This window comes from Pseudomonas sp. P110(2024) (assembly GCF_057480795.1).
This window is the reverse complement of the sequence record NZ_JBLIYT010000005.1, coordinates 46,446-70,475: the sequence shown is the minus strand read 5'-3', so window position 1 is coordinate 70,475 and position 24,030 is coordinate 46,446. Positions and strand designations below refer to the sequence as shown.

The following is a 24,030-nucleotide window of genomic DNA, read 5'->3' as shown; positions in this document are numbered from 1 at the left end:
ATGAGCCTGGCACGCTACCGGTTCGTCCTCATCCGTCCGTTACAACTGCTGCCGGTGCTGCTGGGCATCAGCATCATCACCTTCGTGCTGGTGCGCTCGATCCCCGGGGATCCGGCGCGGGTGCTGCTGGGCGCGCGCAGCACCCCGGACGCGATCCAGAAGATCCGCGCGCAATTCGGCCTCGATGAGCCGATCTGGGCGCAGTACCTGTACTTCCTCAAGAACCTGCTCAATGGCGACCTGGGCAAGTCGCTGCTGTACAAGGTCGACGCCCTGCCGCTGATCGCCAGCCGCATCGAGCCGACCCTGATGCTGGTGCTGGGCAGCGTGGCCCTGGCGCTGCTGATCGCCGTGCCGCTGGCCATCCTCGCCGCCCGCCACAAGGGCGGCTGGGCCGACAACCTGATCCGCCTGTTCACCACCGCCGGCCTCGGCTTGCCGGCTTTCTGGCTGGGGTTGATGCTGATCCTGTTGTTCAGCGTGCACTGGGGGCTGTTCCCGGTATCCGGCTATGGTCGCACCTGGGTCGAGAAGCTGCACCACCTGGTGCTGCCCTGCCTGACCATCGCCCTGGCGCTCTCGGCGGTACTGGTGCGCAACCTGCGCGCCAGCATCCTGCTGGAGATGCAGGCCGACCATGTCACCGCCGCCCGTGCCCGGGGCCTGGGCGAAGGGGCGATCCTGCGCCGGCATGTCCTGCCCAACTCCATGGTGCCGACCATCAACCTGCTGGCGGTCAACATCGGCTGGCTGATCAGCGGCACGGTGGTGATCGAGAGCCTGTTCTCCCTGCCGGGCGTCGGCCAGTTGCTGGTGCGCGGCATCTTTACCCGCGACTACATGGTGGTCCAGGGCGTGGCCATGGTGCTGGCCTGCGCCACGGTGGCGGTGAACTTCCTCGCCGACGTGGCGACCACCGTCCTCGATCCGCGGGTGAAGATCCAATGAGCGCCATCGTCGCCCTGCGCGCACGCCTGGCCTGGAACCTGGGCGATGGCCGCCTGACCCTGTACTGCGGCCTGGCCATCGTCTTCGGCTGGTGCCTGCTGGCGCTGTGCGCGCCGTGGGTCGCGCCGTTCGATCCGCTGCTGCAGAACGGCGACCTGCGCCTGGCCGCGCCCAGCCTGGCGCACCCTTTCGGCACCGACAACTTCGGCCGCGATGTGCTCTCGCGGGTGATCTGGGGCGCCCGCGTCGACCTGCAGATGGCCTTGATCGGGGTGATCTTCCCGTTCCTGCTCGGCACCTGCATCGGCGCGGTGTCCGGCTACGTCGGCGGTTGGCTGGACAACGCCTGCATGCGCCTGATCGACATCGTCCTGGCCTTCCCGTTCCTGGTGCTGATGCTGGCGATCATGGCCATCCTCGGTCCGGGCCTGGGCAGCTTCTATATCGCCATGGCCCTCGTCGGCTGGGTGTCCTATGCGCGGCTGATCCGCTCGCAGATCCTCGTGCTCAAGCAGAGCGACTTCGCCCTGGCCGCCAGGAGCCTGGGTTTCAGCCACCGGCGCACGCTGTTCGGCCACCTGCTGCCCAACGCGCTGTTCGGCTCGGTGGTGTTCTGCATGTCGGATGCCGTGCTGGTGCTGCTCAACGGCGCCGCCGTCAGCTACCTGGGCCTCGGTGTGCAACCGCCGACCCCGGAATGGGGCACCATGGTCGCCGAGGGGCAGAGCTTCATCACCAGCGCCTGGTGGATCTGCACCTTCCCGGGCCTGGCGGTGGTGACCCTGGCCATGGGCTTCAGCCTGCTGGCCGACGGTGTCGCCGAACGCCTGGGAGACCGCTCATGACCACGCCCCTGCTCCAGGTTCGCGGGCTGAGCGTCATCGCCCGCGCCGGCCAACGGGATATCACCCTGGTCGATCGGCTGTCCTTCGACCTCGGCGAAGGCGAGATCCTCGGCCTGGTGGGCGAAAGCGGCTCGGGCAAGACCCTGGCCTGCCGGGGCCTGATGCGCCTGCTGCCAGCAACGAACCTGCGGGTCGAAGGCCAGGCCGTGCGCCTGGCGGGCCATGACCTGCTGCGGCTGGACGAAGCTGGCATGCGCCGCCTGCGCGGCCGTGAGCTGGGGATGATCTTCCAGAACCCCAGCAGCCACCTGGACCCGCTGATGCGCATCGGCGAGCAGATCGCCGAAGGTATCCGCCTGCACCAGGGCGCGTCTCGCCGCGAGGCCCGGGCCGAGGCCATCGAGGTGCTGCGCCAGGTCGGTATCCCCGACCCGAAGTCCCGGGTCGACAACTATCCCCATGAGTTTTCCGGCGGCATGCGCCAACGGGCGATGATCGCCGTGGCCCTGGGCTGCAACCCCAAGGTGCTGATCGCCGACGAGCCGACCACGGCCCTGGATGTCACCGTGCAGGCGCAGATCCTGCGCCTGCTGCTGGAGCTGCGCGACCGCCGCGGCCTGGCGATGATCCTGATCAGCCACGACCTGGGCGTGGTGGCGCAGACCTGCGACAGCATTGCCGTGATGTACGCCGGGCGCCTCTGCGAGCACGGCGCCAAGCACGGGATGCTGGCCCGGCCCAAGCATCCCTACAGCGCCGGGCTGCTGGCTTGCCATCCTGCCGCGCAGCCTGAGGCATTACGCATGACCACCATCGCCGGGCAGCCACCGCTGCTTGATGACCTGCCGCCAGGCTGCCGTTTCGAATCGCGTTGCCCCCAGGCCATGCCGCTCTGCCGGCAACAACTGCCCGAACTGCTGGAATCAAGCCCCGGCCACCGCCTGGCCTGTCATACGCCGCTGCTGGCCGGAGGCCCGTCATGACCACGTTGTTGCAGGTCAAGGACCTGCAGGTGCAGTTTCCCGCCGCAGGCAGCGGCCTGCTCAACCTGCGCCCGCGCAAGGTCAGCGCGGTCAACGGCGCCTCGCTGAATCTAGCTGCCGGCGAAACCCTTGGCCTGGTGGGCGAGTCAGGCTGCGGCAAGAGCACCCTGGCCCGGGCCATCCTCCAGCTCACCCAGAGCTGCGGCGGCCAGGTGCTGTACGACGGCACCGACATGAACCAGGGCAGCCCGGCGGATATCGCCCGCCTGCGCCACGAGACCGCGATGATCTTCCAGGACCCGTACAGCGCGCTCAACCCACGCCAACGCATCGGCCAGATCCTCGCCGAGGTGCTGCAGGTGCAGCGCAAGGTGCCCGCCGCGCAGATTCCGGCCCGGGTCGGCGAACTGCTCGAGCTGGTCGGTCTGCGCGCCGAGCTGGCCGAGCGCCGGCCCGGTTCGCTGAGCGGTGGCCAGTGCCAGCGGGTCGGCATCGCCCGGGCCCTGGCCGTCGAACCCCGGCTGATCGTCGCCGACGAATGCGTCGCCGCGCTGGACGTGTCGATCCAGGGGCAGATCATCAACCTGTTGCTGGATTTGCGCGAGCGCATGGGCCTGGCGCTGCTGTTCATCACCCACGACCTGGGCGTGGTGCGCCGCCTGTGCGACCGGGTGGCGGTGATGTACCTGGGGCAGATCGTCGAGGAAGGCCCGGTGCATGAAGTCTTTACCGCCCCGCGCCACCCCTACACCGCCGCGCTGATCCAGTCCATCGCCGACATCGACCCGGCCCGGCGCCTGCCGCAGGACCCGCTAGCCGGCGAGCCGCCAAGCCCGCTGCACCTGCCCTCCGGCTGCGCCTTCCATCCCCGTTGCCGGCACGCGCTGCCCGGCTGCGCTGAAACCACGCCACCCGAGCATATCCAGGGCGCCCGGCGCCACGCCTGCGTGCATCCGCAACTGCCCTGCTGACATCACCACCATGACCATCAAACGGAGCTTGAGCATGAAACCCGCCGCATTGAAACTTCTCACCGCCGCCATACTGGCCGCCAGCACCCTGGCCAGCGGCATGGCCCAGGCAGCCGGCGTGCTGACCATCGGCTGCCGAGAGGAAAGCACCACCTTCGACCCGATCAAGAGCGCGCAGAACCGCGACAGCTGGGTGTTCGCCAACGTCTATGACGTGCTGATCCGCGTCGACAACAGCGGCACCCAACTCGTGCCGGGCCTGGCCGAAAGCTGGAAGGTCTCGGACGACGGCCTGACCTACACCTTCAAGATGCGCAACGCCAAGTTCTCCGACGGCTCGCCGATCACCGCCGAGGACGCCGCCTTCTCCCTGCTGCGCATCCGCGACAACCCAGGTTCGCTCTGGGCCGACTCGTACAAGATCATCGACACCGCCAAGGCCGCCGACCCGCATACCCTGGTGGTGACCCTGCACAGCAAGTCGGTGCCGTTCCTGGCCCAGCTCGCCACCGCCAACATCTCGATCCTGTCGAAAAAGGCCATGGACAAGCTCGGCGAGGAGGAATACGCACAGAACCCGGTGGTGTCCGGGGCTTTCAAACTCAAGGAATGGCTGCGGGGCGACCGGGTGATCCTGGAGAAGAACCCCGAGTTCTGGCAGGCCGACAAGGTCAGCCTGGATGGCGTGGAGTGGATCTCCATCCCGGATGATCGCACGCGCATGATGAAGGTCCAGGCCGGCGAACTGGACTCGGCGATCTTTGTGCCGTTCACCCAGGTGGACGAGTTGCAGAAGGACAAGAAGATCACTATCCATATCGACCCCTCGACCCGTGAAGACCACCTGCTGATCAACCACTCCAAGGGGCTGCTGGGCAAACGGGAAGTGCGTGAGGCGATCGACCTGGCGATCGACAAGAAGGCGCTGGTGGACACGGTCACCTTCGGTCACGGCGAAATGGCCTACTCCTACATTCCCAAGGGTGCGCTCTACCACAACGCCAACAACCCACAGCGCCCGTTCGACCCGGCCAAGGCCCGCGAGCTGCTGAAAAAAGCCGGCGCCGAGGGGCTGAAGGTCAACTACGTGGTCAACGCCGGCAACGAGGCCGACGAGCAGATCGCCGTGCTGGTGCAGAAGCAACTGGCCGATGTCGGCATCACTGCCAACCTGCAGAAGGTCGACCCGACCCAGAGCTGGCAGATGCTGGTCGACGGCGACTACGACCTGTCGGTGATGTACTGGACCAACGACGTGCTCGACCCGGACCAGAAGACCACCTTCGTGCTGGGCCACGACACCAACATGAACTACATGACCCGCTACCACAACGACAAGGTCAAGGACCTGGTGGCCGCGGCCCGTGTCGAGACCGACCCGGTCAAGCGCAAGCAGATGTATGAGGAGCTGCAGAAACTGGCCAAGCAGGACGTGCACTGGATCGACCTGTACTACAGCCCGTACATCAACATCTCGCGCAGCAATATCCAGAACTTCCTGCAGAACCCGCTGGGGCGTTTCACCCTGGAGGAGACGGTGAAGCTGGAAGCCGGGCAGAAGACCGCGCAGAACTGACGGCGGTTTATCGAGCGCCGCCCTCGCGGCGCTCGATCTCATTTCAAGCCTTTGCCTTGCGCCGCCGCATCCACGCCCAGGCAACCCCCGCCAGCACCACCAACCCCACCGGCAGTACCTGCGCCTTGTACGGCCGCAACGCCGTGCGCACGCTATCGAGCTTCTCGGTCAGGTAGCGCTTGTTGGCCTGGTCGAACCGGGGCTCCTCGCATTGCTTGCCGAAATCCTCCGCCCACTGCACGAACGGCCCCTGCTGGACGTAGCGCCTGTACAGCGCGCTTTCCTGTTCGCTGCCGGGCACCCAGCCGGCCGCGATGCACAGCACTGCGGCGAAGGCCTGGCTGCTGCGTGGCAGCTGGTCAGCGGCCTGGTTGGCCAGGTCGGCGGCGACATAGCGGTAGTGGTATCGCTGATCGGGCTTGGCCTCGGTCGCCCGTTGGCGCTGCACCTCGCCAGCAGCCAGGAACGGCCCTGGCTGCACTTCGGCGCTGCCCAGGCTGTAGCTGCCGCCCAACCAGGCGTAGTCGGGCGCCATTTCATAACCGAGAATCTCCATGCCCGCGCTGCGCGCCAGGGTTGCCGCAGCGTACAGCGCCTCGGCGCGGCCAGTGGGCGTCCAGCGCGAGACGGCATCCTGGCGGTGCTGGCCGTAGGCCTTGGCGTCGGCCTGCAATTGCGGCGTGGCGAAGTAGCCGGGCGCTTCGTCGTAGCGTCCTTCGCGCAGCAAGCGTCGCCCCAGCAGCTCGCGCAACTGGGTCGCCACCGGGCGCGGCACATAGCCGCCCTCTTCCACCTTGGGCGCTGGCGGCGCTGGCACATGAGCATCGACATAGCCTTTGAGCTCATCCAGGGTCAGCACGCGGTCAGCCACGTTGGCCGTGTCCTGCCAGTAGATTTCCTGACTGCGGTACAGCAGGTCGAAGGCCTGCAGGTAATCGCCGCGCTCCAGCGCCAGGATCGCGCCCTCGCCTTCGACCCGGCAGCCGGGTTTAACGCTCTCATAGTCCCAATCCGATGTCTGTCGCGAGCCCCATGATTCTTCACGTGGGAACGCGGCCGCAGCCTTGGCATAGGCAGCCGCCGCCTGGCTCTTGTCACCGTCGCGCAAGGCCAGCTTGGCGCGCAGCCACCAGGCAAGGCCGGTGTCGCCTGCCTGCTGCAGATAGCTTCTGGTCGCGGCATAGTTACCTTGCTGGTAGGTCAACGCGGCCAGGCGGTCGGCGTCTTCGAGCTTGCCGCCAACACTGGCCTGCAGCAGCGCGGGCAGGCGTCGGACCTGGGTCGGCGGCTGGCCGTCGTAGTCCCAGCCGACATGGCTGAGCAGGTAGGCGGTGAGCAGCTTGCGCGGCATTGGCTGCGCCAGCAGCGCCTTCAGTTGCTCATCCGGCAGGCTCACCAGTTCGTCGGCAAGCTGTCTGAGCGAGCTGTAGCCGCTGCCCGAGCCCAGGCGGCTCTGGCTGGCATACAACTGGATGGCGCTGTTCCAGTCGCCGGCGAGCTTGGCCAGGCGGGCCTCCTCGCCAAGGCTGGCCACCCCAAGCTCCAATGGGTCGCTGAAGCCTTCGGCGCTGAGCGCGCGCGCCCGGTGGAAGGCCTCGCGGGCCTGGGCTTGCAGGGCCTGAGGCGTCTGTTGCGGATCGTCGCTGGCCTCGAAGCTGCGGGCCATCAAGGCCCGCCCCAGCGAGTAGGCCGCCCAGGTGCTGCGCAGCTTGCGTTGTTCGCCAGGCAGGGCCAGCACCTTGGCGAAATAGTCCGCCGCCTGGGCGTGATCGTCGGCATCGAAGGCCACTGCGCCGGCAATGTACAGGCGCAGTTCATCCGGCAGTTCGGCGCCCTGCTTCAGCACTTGCTGCGGATCGGCCAGTGCACGCAGTTGCGCGACCTTCTCGCGCAGCGACTCCGGCAACTCGCTGGCCTCGATACGGCTGCGCTGCTCACGGTACGGTCGGTCGTTGTCGTCACCGTCCCAGTAAGGGGTCAAGGTCATCTCGGTGGTGGGCTTGAGGCCTGCCAACTGTTCGCCGAGGCGATTGACCTCGAAGCCGAAATTGCCTTCTGGCAGCTCGGCCAGGGTTTGCGCCCGGTCGTCCAGCAGGCGCATCGGGAAGTCCGGGCCACAGGCCAGCGCCGTGCCGACCGGTACGCTCAGGGACAGGCACAGCAAACGGCGGGTCCAGTCAGGGGTAGACATTCCAGGCTCCTTGTTCGATTCCATGGCAGCGCGCCCAACCAAGGACGCGCCGGCCGCCAGCGGCCACACGCACGCTGGACTGGCGGTTGAAGACGAGGTGTAGCGGGGATTGCTGCAGGCGGTAGCCGTTGAGCCCATCCGCGGCATCGCAAGACTCAACGTTCAGTTCCACCCGCGCGGGTACCGGCAGGTCGAGATTGCCGACGTTGACCAGGCTGATGTCGTAGAGCCCGGCCTGCCCGGACAGTTCGAGCCGCCATTGACTGGCGAGCGCGTCGCCGCGCGCCACCGCCTTTAAGGTGGTCAGGCTCCAGGCCCGACGGTCGCTGGGCAACGGCAGGCGGAACCAGATAAGCCCGGCCAGATGGGCGGGCGGTTTGTCGCGCAGTTGCCTGCCCAAGTCCGCCAGTTGCTGCGGGTCGGCCAGCAGCTCGCGGCGCTCGCCGGCACGGTTCAATGGGGTTTCGCTTTCCACCAACGGCGCGCCGCCGGTATCCGCCAGCAACGCCACGCCATAGGCGGGCAAGGCCAGGTAGAACGGTCTGTCGCTGACCCGCCCCCAGCGCTCGGCCCAGGTTTTCGCCTGGTTCGGATCGAACAGGCCTCGCCGCGGATCGCTCACCGCGTGCACCTGCAGCACGCTGCTGTCCACCGCCTGCAACAGCGCCGGCAGGTGTGGGCTGTCGAGCCAGGCGGGCAGCGCGGTGATGCTCAGTTTTACGCCCGGTGGAAGTTGCTCACGCAGTTTCAGAAGGAACTGGGTGTAGCCCGGCAGGCGCGCACTGCCACTGTCGTGGTCGATCTCAAGTCCACTCGGGTTCACGCCAGCCGCCTGCCAGTCGGCCAGCAATTGGGCGATATGGGTACCGGCCGCCTGTACGTCGAGCGCGGGCAACTGGCCATCAAGACGCACCACGGCGATCACCGGGCGGCCATCGCTCCTGAGCTTGGGCAGCTCGACCAGCGCCCTGCTCCAGCCGGCCTTGGGCTGGGCTTGCAAGGCCAGCACACGCAGGGTGGAGAAGTCGGCACGGCTTTCGGCCAAGGCCTGTTCATGGGCCGGCCGCCACTGGCGTTGCCAAATGTACAGTTGCTGGTCGAGGGGCGGTGCAGGTTCGGGCTGGCAGCCGGTGAGCGTTGCAAGAACGGCGGATAGGAACAGACGCCGAAGCGTGGCGGTGGCGGGCATACAATCCTTTGTCTGACGGGTTTGAGCGCCGGGAACAGGTAGGAATTTTACCTCAATGCAAGATCCAGCGGACACCCCTGAAAGGGCGTCGAACCAGGAAGAGCACAAATGTTTCCTTGCCGCCTCCGGTAGCCGTGGTGCCTGCGCCCAAAAGTTTCTGCCGGTCTTCGCTGTTTAAAGAGACTTATATATGCAGGCTGCAACTTTTATAAACAGGGCACCAACGATGATCAGGTTTCGAGATTACCAGACCTTGACGCAACCACCCTCTCGCACACTAGCGATTCTCATTAGAGATCAAACCCGTTATCGAAGCCATAAAAAATAATTAATCAAAAGGATTTAATCAAAAACAATAATTCGCAAAGCTTCTAATGTCGTGGCGCAGCCCCAGCGTTTCATCTAATGATTACGGGCCTTTTGCCCTTGCAAAAGCGACGCGACCGACTAGTTTTGTGATTGTCTTTGCCAACACTACAACTACAACACGACCGCCCCTCAGAGCAGGAGAATCTATTCTTCCAGGCGACGCCTGCCGCTGCATGTAGTTACTGAAACGGAACTCAGTCAAAACAACAAGAGGGACGCTTGATGAAGCGCAGCCATGGCTATCGTGTGCTCTTTGAAAAAGGGCCGGCCGCACATTTCTGGTTGTCACTGCTGTGTTTCTCAGGGCTGGTTATTACCAGTTTCCTGTTGTTCGAACAGCAGATCCAGGGTTTCCTCACCCATCTTGACCTGTATCGCCCTTCAACCCCCGTCCAGATGTTCAACCTGGCACTGCTGCTGATCGCCTTGCTGGCCCTGGACGTGGTGCTGCCCGTACCTTCAAGCATGGTCGCGCTGCTGGCCGTGGCCACCCTGGGCAGCGTCGGCGGTTACCTGACGATCTTCATTGGCCTGTGCCTGGGCGCAGGTCTGGGGTACGCGTTGGGTGCCGGGTATCTGCGGATGTTGTCCAGTCGCCTCGGCCTGCACCAACGCCAGCCGGGGCAACTGGCGTACCGCCTGGGCACGCTGTCGCTGATCTGTCTGCGCGGCGTGCCGGTGCTGGCGGAAACCTCGGTGGTGGCCGCCGGCATGCAGCGCTATCCGATGCGCGCTTTCGTGCTGGTCACCACCTTGGCCAACGCGGGCCTGGCCTTGGCTTACAGCGCCATCGGCAGCTTCCTCGTCGAGCAGAACGCACTACTGGTGACGATTCTCGCCAGCATGATCCTGCCCGGCCTGTTCATTGCCGGGTACAGCCTGGTCAAGGCCTTGCGCAGGCGTGAACCCTCACGGCCACTGCGCGGGCGCTTCACGGTCAGCTACGACTATCCGGTGCTGTTCACCGACCACCTGTTCGACCCGCTCAATCCCTGCCTGCATCGCCAGCTCACCGTCCAGCGCAATGGCCGGGTGACGGTGCTGATCTTCGCCGATGAGCAGCTGCTGCGCTGCGCACCGCACCTGCCGGGCCAGATCGACGCGTACTTCGCCGCCTACGGTGACGACCTGCACCTGAAGGCGGCGCCGATCGCCGTGCCGGCCGGCGAGCTGAGCAAGGACGCCCAGGTGCTGCAACAGCTGTATGCCGACATGCTGGCCCATGGGCTGGACCGCCACTGCTGCGTCATCGCCCTGGGCGGTGGCGCGGTGCTGGACGCGGTGGGCTATGCCTGCGCCACCTTCCATCGCGGCATGCGCCTGATTCGCCTGCCTAGCACGGTGCTGGCGCAGAATGACGCCGGCATCGGGGTGAAGAACGGTATCAACGCCTTCGGCCAGAAAAACCTGCTGGGCGCCTTCTATCCCGCCACCGCGGTGATCAACGACTTCCAGTTGCTGACCACCCTGGGTCACCGCGACCAGATCGCCGGGCTCGCCGAGGCGGTCAAGGTGGCGCTGATCAAGGACCGCACCTTCTTCGAGTGGATGGAGCGCCAGGCCGACGCCCTCGCCCGCTTCGACCACCCGGCCAGCCGCCATGCCATCCGCCGTTGCGCCGAGCTGCACCTGGGGCATATCACCGGCGCCGGCGACCCTTTCGAGCGCGGCAACGGTCGTCCACTGGACTACGGCCACTGGGCGGCGCATCGGTTGGAGAACCTCAGCCAGCATCGACTGCGTCATGGCGAGGCCGTGGCGGTGGGCATGGCCCTGGACGGGTTGTATGCCAATGCCCTGGGGCTGTTGGGCGATGCCGACAGCGAGCGGATCTTGAGCCTGTTGCTCAGGCTCGGCTTCAACCTGTGCCCTGCGGAGCTGAACCTGAAGGATGACCAGGGACGTTCTCGAGTGCTGCTGGGGCTGGAGGAGTTCCGCCAGCATCTGGGCGGCCAGCTGTCCATCCCCATGCTCAGCGGCATCGGCGCATCGGTCGACCTCCACGAGATCGACGACGGCCTGATGGAACAGGCGCTGCTGCGCCTCGGTAGCTATCGCGGCAATCTGCTCGCCCTCGGCGAGGGCTGTGCGCAATGAGCCAGATGAAGACCTGGATGACCGTCGGCCGCGTTTCCAACCTGCCCACGGTATGGACCAACACCCTGGCCGCCGCATTGTTGGCCAGCAGCGCCGGAGCCCTGGCGCCACCTTCCTCGCTGGTGTGGATCCTGCTGCTGGCCATGCTGTCGCTGCTGTACCTGGCGGGCATGCTGCTCAACGACTTGCTGGATGCCGACTGGGACCAGCAGCACCACAACCCACGACCCATCACCCTGGGCCTGGTCAGCCGTCGGCAGGTGCGCCTGGCCACCTGGCTGGCGTTGCTGCTGGCGGCCGCCGCAGCCCTGGGCTTGAGCCGGTTGATCGAGCAACCGCATTGGCTGCTGGCCAGCGTCACCCTGCTGGTGGGCTGCATCCTCGGCTACAACCTGCTGCACAAGAAATACGCCCACAGCGTCTGGTTGATGGGTGCCTGCCGCTCGACCCTCTACCTCACCGCGGCGGCCAGCCTGGCGATGCCGACCCAGCCCATCTGGCTGTGCGCCTTGCTACTTGGCGTGTACATCAGCGGCCTGACCTACCTGGCGCGCCAGGAGCACCTCAACCAACTGCTCAGCCGCCTGCCGCTGGTGTTGATGCTGAGCCCCCTGGCCCTGGCGGCCTACGCCGACACCCTGTGGTTCTGGCCGGTGCTGCTGCTGTGGCTGGGCTGGCTGGGCTGGCACTACTGGCTGCACCTGGCCGATCCGCGCCGCCGCCAGGTGCGCGCCTTCATCGGCGCGGGGCTGGCGGCCCTGCCGCTGTTCGATGCCCTGGTGCTGGCAGTGGCCGACCAGCCCCTGGGCAGCCTGCTGTGCGTCCTGGTGTTCTTCCTGCTTCCACACCTACAGCGCTGGATCAAACCGACATGAACAGTGATATCGCTACGTCGACAACAGCGGCGCTCAAGATGCGCCACGACTGCCTGGCCGCACGGCACCAGGCCCTGGCCGCGCAGCTCGAACCGACCGAGTTGCAATGGTGGCACGAGGCCCAAGAGCGCCTCGGGCAGTCGCCGGATGCCAATACCGCGGCACTGCTCAGCGGCCAGTGCAAACGCAGGATCCGCGAACGGGCCATGCGTGACGATGAGCATTGCAGCCAGTTGCAGCTGGCGCGCGCCTTGCTGCTGGCCCAGGTCCTCGGGCAACAGCCGCAGGACGGTCAGTTGCCCTTGCTGCGCCAACTGTTCCTGTGGGGCGACGACCAGGAAAAAGTCGCGCTGCTCAAGGCCCTCGACTGGATCGACAGCTCGGGGCTGTGCGTACCGCTGGCCCTGCAGGCCGGGCGCACCAGCAACAGCGAGGTATTCGCCGCCCTCGCCCTGGACACCCCCTACCCATCCCGCCACTACCCGGAGCGTGCCTTTCACCAACTGGTGCTCAAAACGCTCGGCATGGGGCTGGACGTGCGGCGGCTGGTCGGCGTGGCGCAGCGTCACGGCGTCTCCTTGAACCAGCTGGCCCTCGACCTGCTGGACGAACAGCTTGCGGCAGCACGCACGATTTCGCCCGGTTTGCACCTGGCCATCGCCTTCGACCTGCTCAGCCCGGCGCAATGCCAGCGCCTGCTCGGCCTTCACCAGCAAGAACGCCTGCCGTCGGCGTGGCATGAACACCTGACCGACCGCCGCGAGACCTGAAGCCTTCCCCTGAAGAGGATTCACCATGCCCAAGTATTTCGACCCGCATATCCACATGGTCAGCCGCACTACCGACGACTACCAGAACATGGCCGCCGCCGGTATCACCGGGGTGATCGAGCCGGCGTTCTGGCAAGGCCAGGCGCGTACCAGCGTCGGCAGTTTCGTCGACTACTTCGATACCCTGCTGGGCTGGGAACGCTTTCGCGCCAGCATGTTCGGCATCCATCATTTCTGCACCATCGGCCTGAATCCCAAGGAAGCCAACGACCTGTCGGTGGCCAACGAGGTGCTGGAGATTCTGCCGCGCTACCTGGTCAAGGACGGCGTGGTTGCCGTCGGCGAGATCGGTTATGACGACATCACACCGGAAGAAGACCGCTTTCTCGCGCTCCAGCTGGAGCTGGCCCGGCAGTTCAACCTGCCGGTGCTGGTACACACCCCGCACCGCGACAAGATCGGCGGCACCAAGCGCACCCTGGCGGTGATTCGCGAAGTGGGGATTGCCGAGCACCTGGTGATCATCGACCACCTCAACGAACTGACCCTGCCGCTGGTGCTCGACAGCGACTGCTGGCGCGGCCACTCCATCTACCCCAACACCAAGATGTCGGAGCAGCGCATGGTGGCCCTGCTCAAGGAATACGGCACCGAGAAGATGGTGGTCAACAGCGCCGCCGACTGGGGCATCAGCGATCCGCTGAAGGTGCCCAAGACCGGTCAGGCCATGCTGGCCGCCGGTTTCAGCGAGGCCCAGGTGGAACAGGTGCTGTTCGACAACCCGGTGGACTTCTTCGCCCAGAGCGGCCAGATGGACAAGGCCCAGGTCGCCACGCCGCTGCCCATCGACCAGCGCCGCCGCTGGCAGGAAAACTCGGCCCTGCGTGGCCAGGATCCGGTGATCAAATGACCTTGGGCCTTGGTTGGACCGCCGCGCAGCTCGGCTACTGCGCCAATGTGCACCCGGCCCGCGACCTGCCCGCGCTGCGCGTTGCCATCGACCGGCACTTCCAGGGCGTGCGCAGGCTGCGCGGGCTCGACCAGCAGGACAGCGGGCTGTGGATCAGCGCAGCAGCCGCAACCGAACTGCGGGAGCCGCCGAAACGGCGGGCGTTTTTCGATCTGCTGCGGCGCAGCGGGCTATGCCTGACCTCGCTCAACGGCTTTCCCTATGGGCAGTTCCATGAGGGCACGGTAAAAGCCGCCGTGTACCTGCCCAACTGGGCCGAGCCGCAACGGCTGGCGTACAGCCTGGACCTGGCGCGGCTGCTGGCCGAGGCCCTGCCGCCGGCGTGCCCGCAGGGGGCGATCTCCAGCGTGCCGCTGGGCTACGCCGCCCACTGGAACCCGACGCTGCAGCACCAGGCCGAGGAACACCTGCGCCAGCTCACGGCGGCACTGGCCCGGCTGCATCAGGAAACCGGCAAGAGGATCGTGATGTGCCTGGAAATGGAGCCGGACTGCGTGCTGCAGACCACCGACCAGGCCATCGCCTTCTTCCACCACTGGCAAGCCAGCGACCCGCATCATGAGTACCTGGCGCTGTGCTTCGACGTCTGCCACCAGGCGGTGATGTTCGAGGACTGCCGGCAGTCTCTGGAAAGCCTGCGCCAGGCCGGGGTGCCCATCGGCAAGATCCAGCTGTCGAACGCGATGATCTGCCGCCTGCCGACCAACGACCCGAGCCGCTGCGTACAGGTTCTCGACGTGCTGGGCAGCTTTGCCGAAGCCACCTACCTGCACCAGGTGCAGGCGCGCGACGTCCGGGGCCGCATCCAATGCTGGGCGGACCTGCCGGCCGCGCTCGCCGCCTGTGCGGTGCAGCCTGCGCGCTACCCGGAGCTGCGGGTTCATTTCCACATTCCGCTGTTCAGCGAACACCTGCTGCTGCCCGAACTCGGCGGCAGCCAGATGGCCCTGGCGCAGACCTTCGATTTCCTGGCCGCGCACGAGGATGTGCGCCCGGTGCTCGAGGTGGAGACCTACAGCTGGAGCGTACTGCCCGCGCCAGTGCGACCCAGCGACGAACAGGCCCAGCACCGGGGCATCCGCGACGAGCTGCGTTGGGTCGAGGACCAACTGCGACAGCGCCGCCTCCTGCAACCCCAGGCGCGGGAGGTGCATGCCGATGCCCTCTGACTCGCCACGTCAACCGTTGCTGCTGATCAACGTGGTCGGGCTGACGCCCGCGCTGCTCGGCGCGGCAACGCCGCACATCAACCGGTTGCTGCAATCGGCCAGGATGGCCAGCCTGCAACCGACGTTTCCCGCCGTCACCTCCACGGTGCAGGCCTCGATCCTCACCGGCCTGTCACCGGCCGAGCACGGCATCGTCGGCAACGGCTGGTATTTTCGCGACCAGGCCGAGGTGCGCTTCTGGTTGCAGCCCAACGCCCTGATCCAGGGCGAGAAGGTCTGGCAGACGCTCAAGCGCGAACTGCCGGGCTTTCGCTGCAGCCAGTTGTTCTGGTGGTACAACATGTACGCGGACGTGGACGCCGCCATCACCCCGCGCCCGCACTACCCGGCCGATGGCCGCAAGCTTTTCGGGCTGTACTCGTCACCGGCAACGTTGCATGCGCGGATCGAGGCGCAGATCGGCGAGTTTCCGTTCCCGGCGTTCTGGGGGCCGGCCGCCGGCATTGCCTCCAGCCGCTGGATCGTCGACTGCGCCATCGCCGAGTTCCAACTCGATCACCCGGACCTGCAACTGGTCTACCTGCCGCACCTGGACTACTGCCTGCAACGGCTAGGGCCGGGTCATCCGTCGATCGCCGATGAAGTGCGGGCCATCGACCACGAGGTCGGGCGCCTGCTGCGCTTCGCCGAGGAACAAGGTGCGGCGGTGATGCTGCTGTCCGAATACGGCATCGAGGCGGTCAGCCAATCGGTGTCCATTAATCGCCTGCTGCGCGCCGAAGGCCTGTTGCAGGTGCGTCAGTCATTGACCTGGGAACTGCTCGACCCCGGTGCCAGCGATGCCTTCGCCGTCGTCGATCACCAGATCGCACACATCTATGTGCGCCAGTGCGTGGACATCGCCAGGGTCAAGGCACTGTTGCAGCGCCAACCCGGCATCGAGCGGGTACTGGACAAGACCGAGCAGCGGGCCTGGCAGCTGGACCACCCGCGCAGCGGCGAGCTGGTGGCCGTGGCCGCCGCCGGTCACTGGTTCGACTATCACTACTGGCTCGACGCGCGCAAGGCACCGGACTTCGCCCGCACCGTGGACATCCATCGCAAGCCCGGCTACGACCCGCTGGAGCTGTTCATCGACCCGGCCATACGCTTCCCCCGCTTGAGGGTGGCGCGCCGCCTGCTGCAGAAAAAGCTCGGCTTTCGTTACTACATGGACCTCATCCCGCTGGACACCACGCTGGTGCGCGGCAGCCATGGCCGGCTGCCCGCCAGTGAGCGGGAAGGCCCGCTGCTCATCACCAATTGTGACCTGCCGTTGCCGCAGCGCCTTGCGGCAACGGCGGTGAAACAACTGCTCCTGCAGCATTTTCTGGGGCACCCCTACACCGAACTGGCCAATGCCAAGGAGCACACATGCGGCGAGCCCTCTCAATAACCGTCCTCAGCGCACTGGCCGGACTGGTCCAGGCCGAGGGCACCAACAGCTTCGATTGCAATCAGTTCATGCAGTTCGGCGGCAACGTCGACCAGGCCCGCCAGGCGTTCGCCCAGGGGCCTGAAACCATGAGCTGGAACTGGTTCGTCTGCCTGAACCAGCCGGTCGAGTCCAACAGCCCCAACCGGGTCTGGGAAACCCTCAAGCCTTCGGATCAGGTCTACCTGAGCAATGGCGCCGCGCCGCTGCCCTGGGGACAGAGCCAGCCGGTGCCGGCTCCGGTGTTGCTGGCGGCCCAAGCACAGGGCCTGGACCTCAACCGCACGTTCCATAACCTCAACGCCGTCCAGCAGGTGGATGGCCTGATCCTCGAGATGGGCGGCGCGGTACCGACCGCGCAACAGGGCCAGCCGGTGCGCTTCCAATTGTTGATGGGCGAGGACACCTTCGACTACATCGTGCAGAAACAGGTGTACAACGTGAACGGCCAGGCCGCCTTGACCAGCAACCTGGACTTTCCCTCCACCGCCTGGGAGCTCAAGGCCGCCTGGCTGTGGATCGGCAACGACCCGAGCTACCAGCAGCAACTGCAAGACGATGGCTACTACATCGCCCAGGCTTACTACCAGCAGGACAACGGCCAATACCAGGTCGGCTACGCCGCGCTCAGCGGCCTGCACGTGGTCAACAAGCTGAACCCGCAATGGGTCTGGACCACCTTCGAGAATCGCAACAACGGCAAGTACACCGTGACCAACGCGATTCCGCCCACCCCGATGAGCAACAGCACCGGGCCGACGCCGGCGGCGCAGACGGCCAATACCGCCTTCCAGGCGCAGTACCCGCAGCTTGCCCAGTACGAACTGATCGGTACCCAGTCCGAGACCAATCCGACCCTGCTCGCCAACTCCCAGCTCGAGTCGGCCTTCCAGAGCCAGTCGTCCTGCTTCGCCTGCCACGGCACGGCGGCGTACTCCAAGACCAAGGGCTACTTCAACTTTGCCCAGAAGCAGCAGGACGGCATCGTCTACCCCACTGCCCCGGTACCGGCGTCCGAATTCGCCGGATACAACAAACTGGACTTTGTCTGGTCGCTGAAACGCGCCCAGTGGCAACGCTAAGGAGCAAGACATGAGCGTACTGAACTTTCCGCGCATCTACCTGGGCGGCCACCTGTACTGGAATCCGCCGACCGCCAACAACAACGACATGTTTCCACTCTACGACGCCTCGAAGATGCGCCTGAACTGGCGCTTCCTCGAGTACTACGGGATCAACCCGGCGAATGCCGCCAGCAAGCTGATGCCGTGGGTGATCGCCCCGCAGATTCTGCTCGAGGCCCCCGAGTATGTCACCCAGGTGCCGGGCAACGTCGCGCAGAACCCCAGTGTGATGATCCCCGGCGAGTGGAACCTGTTCGGTGACAACGCCTGCGGCACGGTCAACTACACCCCAACCGACCCCACCATCCCGGCGACGGCCTCCGTCATCACCGGCGGTGAACTGCCCGGCGGGGGTTACGTCAGCCAGGACCCGTTGATCAACCAGACCTACAACCTGTTCGGCAACCCGTTCGGCAGCGACGCCCCCACCCCGGCCCGCTTCGTCGACGTCAGCCCTTGGCAGAACACCTTCACGGCGCTGTATTTCGACCGGCTGGTGCTGGGCGATGCCCAGTGCGGCCTGACCCTCAAGCGCCAGCACCGCATGCTCGACCGTTTCCTGAATTTCAACTGGGCAAGCCTGGGTGGCCTGATCTACGTGACCACCACCTGGCAGACCTGCTTCCCGAAAGAGAACCTGAGCTGGGTGATCGGCAACTCGCAACTGCTGCAGAACCTGCAGCAACAAATGGAACAGGAGAACGCCAAGGGGCTGATGTTCCGCTTCTCCACCTACCTGACCTGTTACGACATGAACGGTGTCTTCAACGACCAACCGCCCATCAATACCCATTCCACCACACCGGCGGATCTGGCCAATGTTCAGCAGATGTACCAGAAGGGCCTGGACAATGTCGGCAGCATCTTCTTCAACCCTGCCTACAGCCGTACCGCGGGCACCCTGGGCTTGTGGTTCGACGACGAGTTTCCCACGGCGCCGGCCGGGCGGCGGCTGGTTCCTTGCACGCCGGTGCAGTTGCAGAAGGACGGCGTGGATTTCAAAGCCATGACATTGGGCGTGATCTCTGCACAGGTGCATGACAACACCCTGTCGCTGGACCTGCTCAACGGGTTCCCCAGCTATGCGCTTGATGCCCAGGCCAAGATACCGGTAGCGGCGAAGTTCAACGCTGGCAACTACCAGCTGGGGATACGCCAAGGCGGGCAGTTCACGCCGCTGGCCAGTTTCGGCTACGACGACTACCAGCAGGCAGCCTTTGACAAACGCTCGGGGATCCTCGACCTGCCGCTGAGCGCCGAGGCGCAGAAACAGCTGCAAAGCGGCGCGCTTGAGCTGCAGCAGCAAGGCGCGACGCCTGTGCAGGCGGCGACCCAGCAGATGTGGACCGCCGAGGTGGTCGAGAGTGCCAGCTTCATCGACGTCGGCGACAGCAAGACCTTGCAGATCATGGTGCAGTACGACGGCCTGCCCGCGCCGGCCGGCACCGTGCTGACGGTGGCCGAGTACAACAACGCCTACATGATGTGCACCACCGACTACTACCTGGCGTTCAGCAACCAGGCTGATTTCACGCTTTTTTTCGACGATCCGGACAACCGCGCCAACAATACTCCCAACCTGCCACAGTTTGTCGGTACGCCGTCACTCAGCCGCCAGCTCAGCGAAGGCACGGGGCGTCGGCTCACAGCGATCCACCCCGCCGACTCGACCGTCGGCATGAAGCCGGTGAGCTACCAGCAGTACCTGCCCACGCCAGGCTCGGTGGCCCTGAGCCCCAGCCTGGCGTTCGCCAACCCCATCCAGGGCCAGGGCTCGCTGAAGGATGAGCCAAAGGGCAACGTGCAGTACAGCACCACGCAGATCACCACCGACGCCAACGGGATTGCCCTGCTGACCGTCAAGGCCGTGGCACCGGGCTTCCCGACCCTGCGCTTCTTCGTGCATGAGGCCGGGCAGGCGCCGCAGGTTCCGTTCAGCTTCAAGTTGTCACAGGCCTATACCGACTTCCTGGCGCCGCTGCGCGTGCTGCCGCAGGAGCCGGACATGCAGCAGGCGTTCGTCGATGCCTGGAACCTGGTCTACCAGCAGCAGGATGCCGGCCAGCAGATCTGGCAGCGCTTCATCTACCCGTTCATCCTGCAGCCGTTCTTCTACATGTACCCGATCATGAACAAGTACATGCCGCTGAACTCGCTGGCGCGCATAGAAGGCGCCGTGGACCAGCTCATCGTGCTGATCAGCAAGCAGTACCAGGAAGAAAGCACCCTGGCGATGCCGATCACCCGCGACATGCCGCAAAGCCGCCGGGCGGTGCTGGAGCTCTGGGCGCAGGCCCTGGTGAAACGCAACTACCCGCCCATCCCGCTGAGCATGAGCGACTACCCGCAGGCTTGACCACAAGGACCGCCGGGTGACGGGGCTGTCACCCGGCATACTTCACAGGAGTGTCCAATGAACAAGCGCATCCTCGACCGACTGTTGCTGCTGATCCTGCTGCTGTGCCCTGCGCTGGTCGCCCAGGCGGACGACAGCGCCGTCTACTTCACCATGGGGGTGCACAACTCCCTGGGCTGCGATGCGAGCAACGGCAATTGCATCGCCAAGCGCGCACCGAGCGACCCGTCCGATCCGTTCTTTCCGGCGTACTGGATCAGCGACTGGACCATGTACCGGGTCATGCGCAACTACCAGAACAACCCGCCGCCCTACAGCAACCCGCCCGCCACCCTGAGTCCGGCGGACTACACGGTCTCTCGCGGCACCAGCTACTACGACACCACCTACATTCCGCCGGACGGCAACGGCTTCGGCGCCATGATGGAGCACTACGAGAAGTACTGCCTGCCGATCTTCCCGATCCGCAACAACAATTACACCTGCTCGTTCGTCTCGCTGGGCAACAAGGCGTACTTCCTGACCTACCCGCAGGACCGCCCCAAGGACATGCCGGCCTGCTGCCTGTTCTCGCCGATGAACCATCCGCCGCGCCAGGACTTCATCAAGTACCTGCCCTACAGCGCCGCGCGCAGCCAGCACCTGGGCGCCAGCGTGCAGGCCTACGCCCTGGACCTGGACTCGCCCCAGGGGCCGATCCTGTTCGGTTATGCCTTCTACCGCAAAGCCTCGGGACAACCGCCCTACCGGCAACCGCAGTCGTTCTACTTTTCCGGGGACGCCAGCGTCGCCAATGCGCCGATCGTCAGCCAGAACTACACCGGTTTTCGCATGGTCAAGCCCGACCCGGCCCAGACCTGGGCGCGTGTCGGCGCCATGTGCCCGGCAAACCCGCCGCCCTGCCAGCTGTTCGAGCCACCCGCCGCGCAAAGCAACGGCCACAAGGCGCAGTGGAACCAGCTGATGCAACGCAAACCTTGAGCCATGCGAGGGATCGCCATGAAACCGATGATGCGTTTTTCCGTGCTGCTGCTGGGCCTGGCCTGCCTGCCGGCGCTGGCCAGGGAACAGGCCTTGCCAGCGCCCCTGGCCACCCATCTCAACTGCCAGCCACCGGCCAATGCACCGGCCCCCACGGCCGGCCAGGCGCAGTTCGACCAGTACAGCTGGCAACTGTTCATTGCCCTGAACTGGCCCGCCCAGGACCGCCGACGCGGCAATCCGGACTGCACCCGGCAACCCGGGGACGCCGGCTACACCGTCTGGCAGACCTACAAGACCGTCGACGAGATCTTCCTGCCGGGAGGGGCCGATCCCGGCCCCTGGAACAGCCCGCTGGGCCCTCGAAGCCTGGGCATCATCAACATTGCCGCGCTGAAGAACAGCTCGCTGGTCAACGCCATCGACCAGGCCGTCGGCGGCTGGCTGATCGACCAGGCCGGCAACCCGACCTACTACGACATCTCGGCCAACGAGGCGTCCTACAACTACATCGTCGGCAACCGCTTCTATAACGCCGATATCGTCTCCCGGGCGCGCACCATCCAGTTCCCCTACGGGGTCATCGAGATCAAGTCGAGCTGGCGCATTCTCGGGCCCCGGGACAACGCCAGCCGCTACCTGACCATGCTGGCGCGGATCGCCACCTTCGACGACCAGGGCCGGCGCAACGGGGTCACCGAGGCCTTCCTCGGGCTGGTGGGCCTGCACGTCATCACCAAGACCAAGGGTTATCCGCAGTGGATCTGGTCGACCTTCGAGCAGGTCGACAACGTGCCGCCCAAGGCGCTGGTGAACGGCCAGTGGGTCGACCAGCCGGTGCCTGGCACCGCCTACGCCTACTTCAACCCCGCAGCGCCCGCTGCCAGCCTCAACCAGTCGCCCTGCAACTGGCAAACCCAGGGTACGCAACTGGTCTGCGTGCCCCGTCCCGGCACCACCTTCAAGACCCCGAACCCGCTGAACCGGGTCACCCCGATCGCCGACGTCACCCAGCAGGTCAACGCCAGCTACCGCGCCGCTCCAGGGCTGCAACGCAGCGTGCTGAAGTACTACCAGCTGATCACCACCCAGCGTCCGCTGATGCCCGACAACCCCGGCAACCCGCTGGGCCAGCCGACGCCCGCGTTGTCGGCCAACGTCACCATGGAAAGCTACATCCAGCCCAACAGCAGCTGCATGAACTGCCACTCCATGGCGACGCCGGTGAAGAGCCCCTACAAGTCCGACTACTCCTACCTGTTCAAATTCGCCCATTCCCCCCTGGGCAAACCCATCAAGGACGAGGATTGAACCATGAGCATCCTGAATGGCCCGCGCCTGAACTTCTGGGGTGGCATCCGTACCGATGTCAGCCTGCCGAACAACTCGCCCACCATTCCCTACGAGGGTAACGATGAGTGGCCGATCTTCGACCTGACCACCTCGACCCTGGCCCCGGGTGCCCAGTCCTTCACCGACGATCAGTTGAACGCGATGCTCAATGCCCCGACGGGTGATTACTACACCGCCGGCGGCTGGAACCACTACGGGCAGCATGTCGTCGACCTGCAGAACGCCGTGATCAGCTCCCAGGGCAGCCCGGGCAATGTCGGCACCACCGGCGACCTGGTGGGGCAGCCGGTGTACCTGCTCGGCTCGGTGGACCCGGTGACCGGGCAGGCGCCGGTCTCCGGGCCGATGATGGTGGACCTGGACCCGACCTCGACCACCACCACGCAGATCTTCGTCGGTGGCCTGCAGATCGGCGCCAGCAGCAATATCCAGCTGCTGATCCACGGCAACACCGTCTGCAGCAGCCTGGATGTGAAGAAGCGCGTGCTCCTGCCCACGTCCATGGATGCACCAGGCTCGTTCCGCCTGAGCGGCACCTTTCAGCTGACCTTCCCGCTCACCAGTATCGTCAGCTGGAACCGCAACAGCCCGGGCCTGCGGGCGATCATCCAGGCGCCCGGGGCGACCGGGATCGTGCTGCGCTTCGTGATGTTCGAGATGTGCCCGGCCATGACCACCGCGCAACTGGACGCCGATTACGCCGCCGGTCGCTATACCTCCAACCCGAGCATCGGCCGGGTCATCGGCACCCTGGCCCCGGCCTTCGCCAATGAACCGCTCGATTGCCAGCCCGGTCGCCAGCTGGTGAACCAGAGCACCGGCAGTACGGCCTATGCCGAGCTGGGCGGCAATGGCCTGCTGAGCATCGACATGGTCAACCTGATTCCGAAGCAGACCTTCAGGGCCGTGCGCGATGACATCACCAGCCCCATTGGGCCCAACGCCAACTACGGGCCGGTCACCCTGACCGCCGGCGCGGTTCCCTTGGCCACCCTCGACCCGAACAGCAATCCGCTGTTCAACTACTACGTGTATGGCGGCATCGTCGACCTGCCGCTCAACCCCAGCCAGCAACAGGCAGCGAAATCCTCGGTCCTGCACGTCGATGCGCCCGGCGCGGTCGCCGGCACCCTGCTGCATGCGTGCGAGTCGGTCTATCGGGTCTACGCCGACCAGCGCAACGTCTACACCGAAGACTACCCCAACGGCCTGTCGATCACTTTGCAGGTCCGTTACCTGGGCGGTCCGGTGACCACGCCCTGCAAGATCAACCTTGGCACCGCGCCCTCGGGCCCGTCATACGGCTCGCCGCAGAACTGGGACTTCCTCGATGTTCCCGACTCGCTGCCCGTCAACCCCGGCCAACTCACGGTCAGCGTGCCCGTCAAGGTAAGGCCCGGCACCTCTGGGCAGGCCGGTTTCGTCGCCCTGAGCTACAGCGTCAACGGCCTGGCCGCCGGCGGCTACTTCACCAATTTCCGCAAATTCGCCCAGACCGACTTCGGCATCCCCAGGGGCAGCCGTGTCACCTGGCAGCAGGTGTACCCCAACGTGCTGCGGTTCCACTACCTGGCCTTCCCCGCCATGTCCCGCTACGTCCCGCTGAACCAGCCCGACGCGATCATGGCCGCCAAGGCGCCGATCCTCGCCCGCACCGCGGATGCCTACAAGAACACCACGCTGTTCATGCCGGTGGTGCGCTCGATGTCGCCCAGCCAGCGGGCGCTGCTGCGTGCCTATCTGACCGGTGAGCCTTGGCAACCGCCACAGCAGCCGCACTGACCCCTTG

18 protein-coding genes are annotated in these 24,030 nt (G+C 65.7%); 16 read left to right on the top strand and 2 right to left on the bottom strand.

Annotation, left to right across the window (positions count from 1 at the left end):
- The 5 genes from AC25ND_RS09390 to AC25ND_RS09370 are packed head-to-tail and all read left to right on the top strand — an operon-like array spanning position 1 to position 5,323.
- A complete protein-coding gene (locus AC25ND_RS09390) occupies positions 1 to 948 on the top strand; it encodes an ABC transporter permease (RefSeq protein ID WP_028688818.1) in 948 nt (315 codons plus the stop codon).
- Positions 945 to 1,793: an ABC transporter permease gene (locus tag AC25ND_RS09385; RefSeq protein WP_088851549.1), complete on the top strand. Its 849-nt coding sequence runs from the start codon at positions 945 to 947 to the stop codon at positions 1,791 to 1,793. The genes AC25ND_RS09390 and AC25ND_RS09385 overlap by 4 nt, the downstream gene beginning before the upstream one ends.
- On the top strand, positions 1,790 to 2,776 hold the full coding sequence (locus tag AC25ND_RS09380) for an ABC transporter ATP-binding protein (protein WP_069016882.1): 987 nt from the start codon (positions 1,790 to 1,792) through the stop codon (positions 2,774 to 2,776). Before AC25ND_RS09385 ends, AC25ND_RS09380 begins: the two co-directional genes overlap by 4 nt.
- Positions 2,773 to 3,747 (top strand): ABC transporter ATP-binding protein, encoded by a 975-nt coding sequence (locus AC25ND_RS09375; protein ID WP_288522021.1) that lies wholly within the window; start codon positions 2,773 to 2,775, stop codon positions 3,745 to 3,747. Before AC25ND_RS09380 ends, AC25ND_RS09375 begins: the two co-directional genes overlap by 4 nt.
- A 34-nt stretch (positions 3,748 to 3,781) precedes the next feature.
- Positions 3,782 to 5,323 (top strand): ABC transporter substrate-binding protein, encoded by a 1,542-nt coding sequence (locus tag AC25ND_RS09370; protein WP_028688814.1) that lies wholly within the window; start codon positions 3,782 to 3,784, stop codon positions 5,321 to 5,323.
- Positions 5,324 to 5,366: 43 nt separating this feature from the next.
- Here AC25ND_RS09370 and AC25ND_RS09365 read toward each other — a convergent pair whose 3' ends face one another.
- Together AC25ND_RS09365 and AC25ND_RS09360 are read right to left on the bottom strand one after the other, a co-directional pair.
- The gene (locus AC25ND_RS09365; RefSeq protein ID WP_486976258.1) at positions 5,367 to 7,514 is read right to left on the bottom strand and encodes a hypothetical protein; all 2,148 of its coding nucleotides are present in this window, start codon (positions 7,512 to 7,514) and stop codon (positions 5,367 to 5,369) included.
- On the bottom strand, positions 7,501 to 8,703 hold the full coding sequence (locus tag AC25ND_RS09360; protein ID WP_062362278.1) for a DUF3142 domain-containing protein: 1,203 nt from the start codon (positions 8,701 to 8,703) through the stop codon (positions 7,501 to 7,503). The genes AC25ND_RS09365 and AC25ND_RS09360 overlap by 14 nt, the downstream gene beginning before the upstream one ends.
- 591 nt (positions 8,704 to 9,294) lie before the next feature.
- Here AC25ND_RS09360 and AC25ND_RS09355 point away from each other — a divergent pair.
- From AC25ND_RS09355 to AC25ND_RS09305, 11 genes are read left to right on the top strand one after another with little or no spacing between them, the layout of a single operon-like run.
- Positions 9,295 to 11,169 carry a 3-dehydroquinate synthase gene (locus AC25ND_RS09355; RefSeq protein ID WP_486976257.1) on the top strand — a complete coding sequence of 625 codons (1,875 nt, stop codon included), beginning with the start codon at positions 9,295 to 9,297 and terminating at the stop codon, positions 11,167 to 11,169.
- Between the two features lie 5 nt (positions 11,170 to 11,174).
- Positions 11,175 to 12,044 (top strand): UbiA family prenyltransferase, encoded by an 870-nt coding sequence (locus tag AC25ND_RS09350; protein ID WP_486976294.1) that lies wholly within the window; start codon positions 11,175 to 11,177, stop codon positions 12,042 to 12,044.
- Positions 12,041 to 12,814: an EboA domain-containing protein gene (locus AC25ND_RS09345; RefSeq protein WP_486976256.1), complete on the top strand. Its 774-nt coding sequence runs from the start codon at positions 12,041 to 12,043 to the stop codon at positions 12,812 to 12,814. The genes AC25ND_RS09350 and AC25ND_RS09345 overlap by 4 nt, the downstream gene beginning before the upstream one ends.
- Positions 12,815 to 12,839: 25 nt before the next feature.
- A complete protein-coding gene (locus AC25ND_RS09340; protein WP_088851554.1) occupies positions 12,840 to 13,724 on the top strand; it encodes a TatD family hydrolase in 885 nt (294 codons plus the stop codon).
- A complete protein-coding gene (eboE, locus tag AC25ND_RS09335; protein ID WP_288522031.1) occupies positions 13,721 to 14,953 on the top strand; it encodes a metabolite traffic protein EboE in 1,233 nt (410 codons plus the stop codon). Before AC25ND_RS09340 ends, eboE begins: the two co-directional genes overlap by 4 nt.
- Positions 14,943 to 16,388 carry an alkaline phosphatase family protein gene (locus AC25ND_RS09330; RefSeq protein WP_028688806.1) on the top strand — a complete coding sequence of 482 codons (1,446 nt, stop codon included), beginning with the start codon at positions 14,943 to 14,945 and terminating at the stop codon, positions 16,386 to 16,388. Before eboE ends, AC25ND_RS09330 begins: the two co-directional genes overlap by 11 nt.
- Positions 16,367 to 17,509: a hypothetical protein gene (locus tag AC25ND_RS09325; RefSeq protein ID WP_062362262.1), complete on the top strand. Its 1,143-nt coding sequence runs from the start codon at positions 16,367 to 16,369 to the stop codon at positions 17,507 to 17,509. Before AC25ND_RS09330 ends, AC25ND_RS09325 begins: the two co-directional genes overlap by 22 nt.
- A gap of 10 nt (positions 17,510 to 17,519) precedes the next feature.
- On the top strand, positions 17,520 to 19,907 hold the full coding sequence (locus AC25ND_RS09320) for a hypothetical protein (RefSeq protein ID WP_486976255.1): 2,388 nt from the start codon (positions 17,520 to 17,522) through the stop codon (positions 19,905 to 19,907).
- A gap of 57 nt (positions 19,908 to 19,964) precedes the next feature.
- Positions 19,965 to 20,888 carry a hypothetical protein gene (locus tag AC25ND_RS09315; RefSeq protein WP_486976254.1) on the top strand — a complete coding sequence of 308 codons (924 nt, stop codon included), beginning with the start codon at positions 19,965 to 19,967 and terminating at the stop codon, positions 20,886 to 20,888.
- Between the two features lie 18 nt (positions 20,889 to 20,906).
- Positions 20,907 to 22,199, top strand: a complete 1,293-nt coding sequence (locus AC25ND_RS09310) for a hypothetical protein (protein ID WP_486976253.1) — start codon at positions 20,907 to 20,909, stop codon at positions 22,197 to 22,199.
- A gap of 3 nt (positions 22,200 to 22,202) precedes the next feature.
- Positions 22,203 to 24,023 carry a hypothetical protein gene (locus tag AC25ND_RS09305; protein ID WP_182324620.1) on the top strand — a complete coding sequence of 607 codons (1,821 nt, stop codon included), beginning with the start codon at positions 22,203 to 22,205 and terminating at the stop codon, positions 24,021 to 24,023.
- Positions 24,024 to 24,030 lie beyond the last annotated feature (7 nt).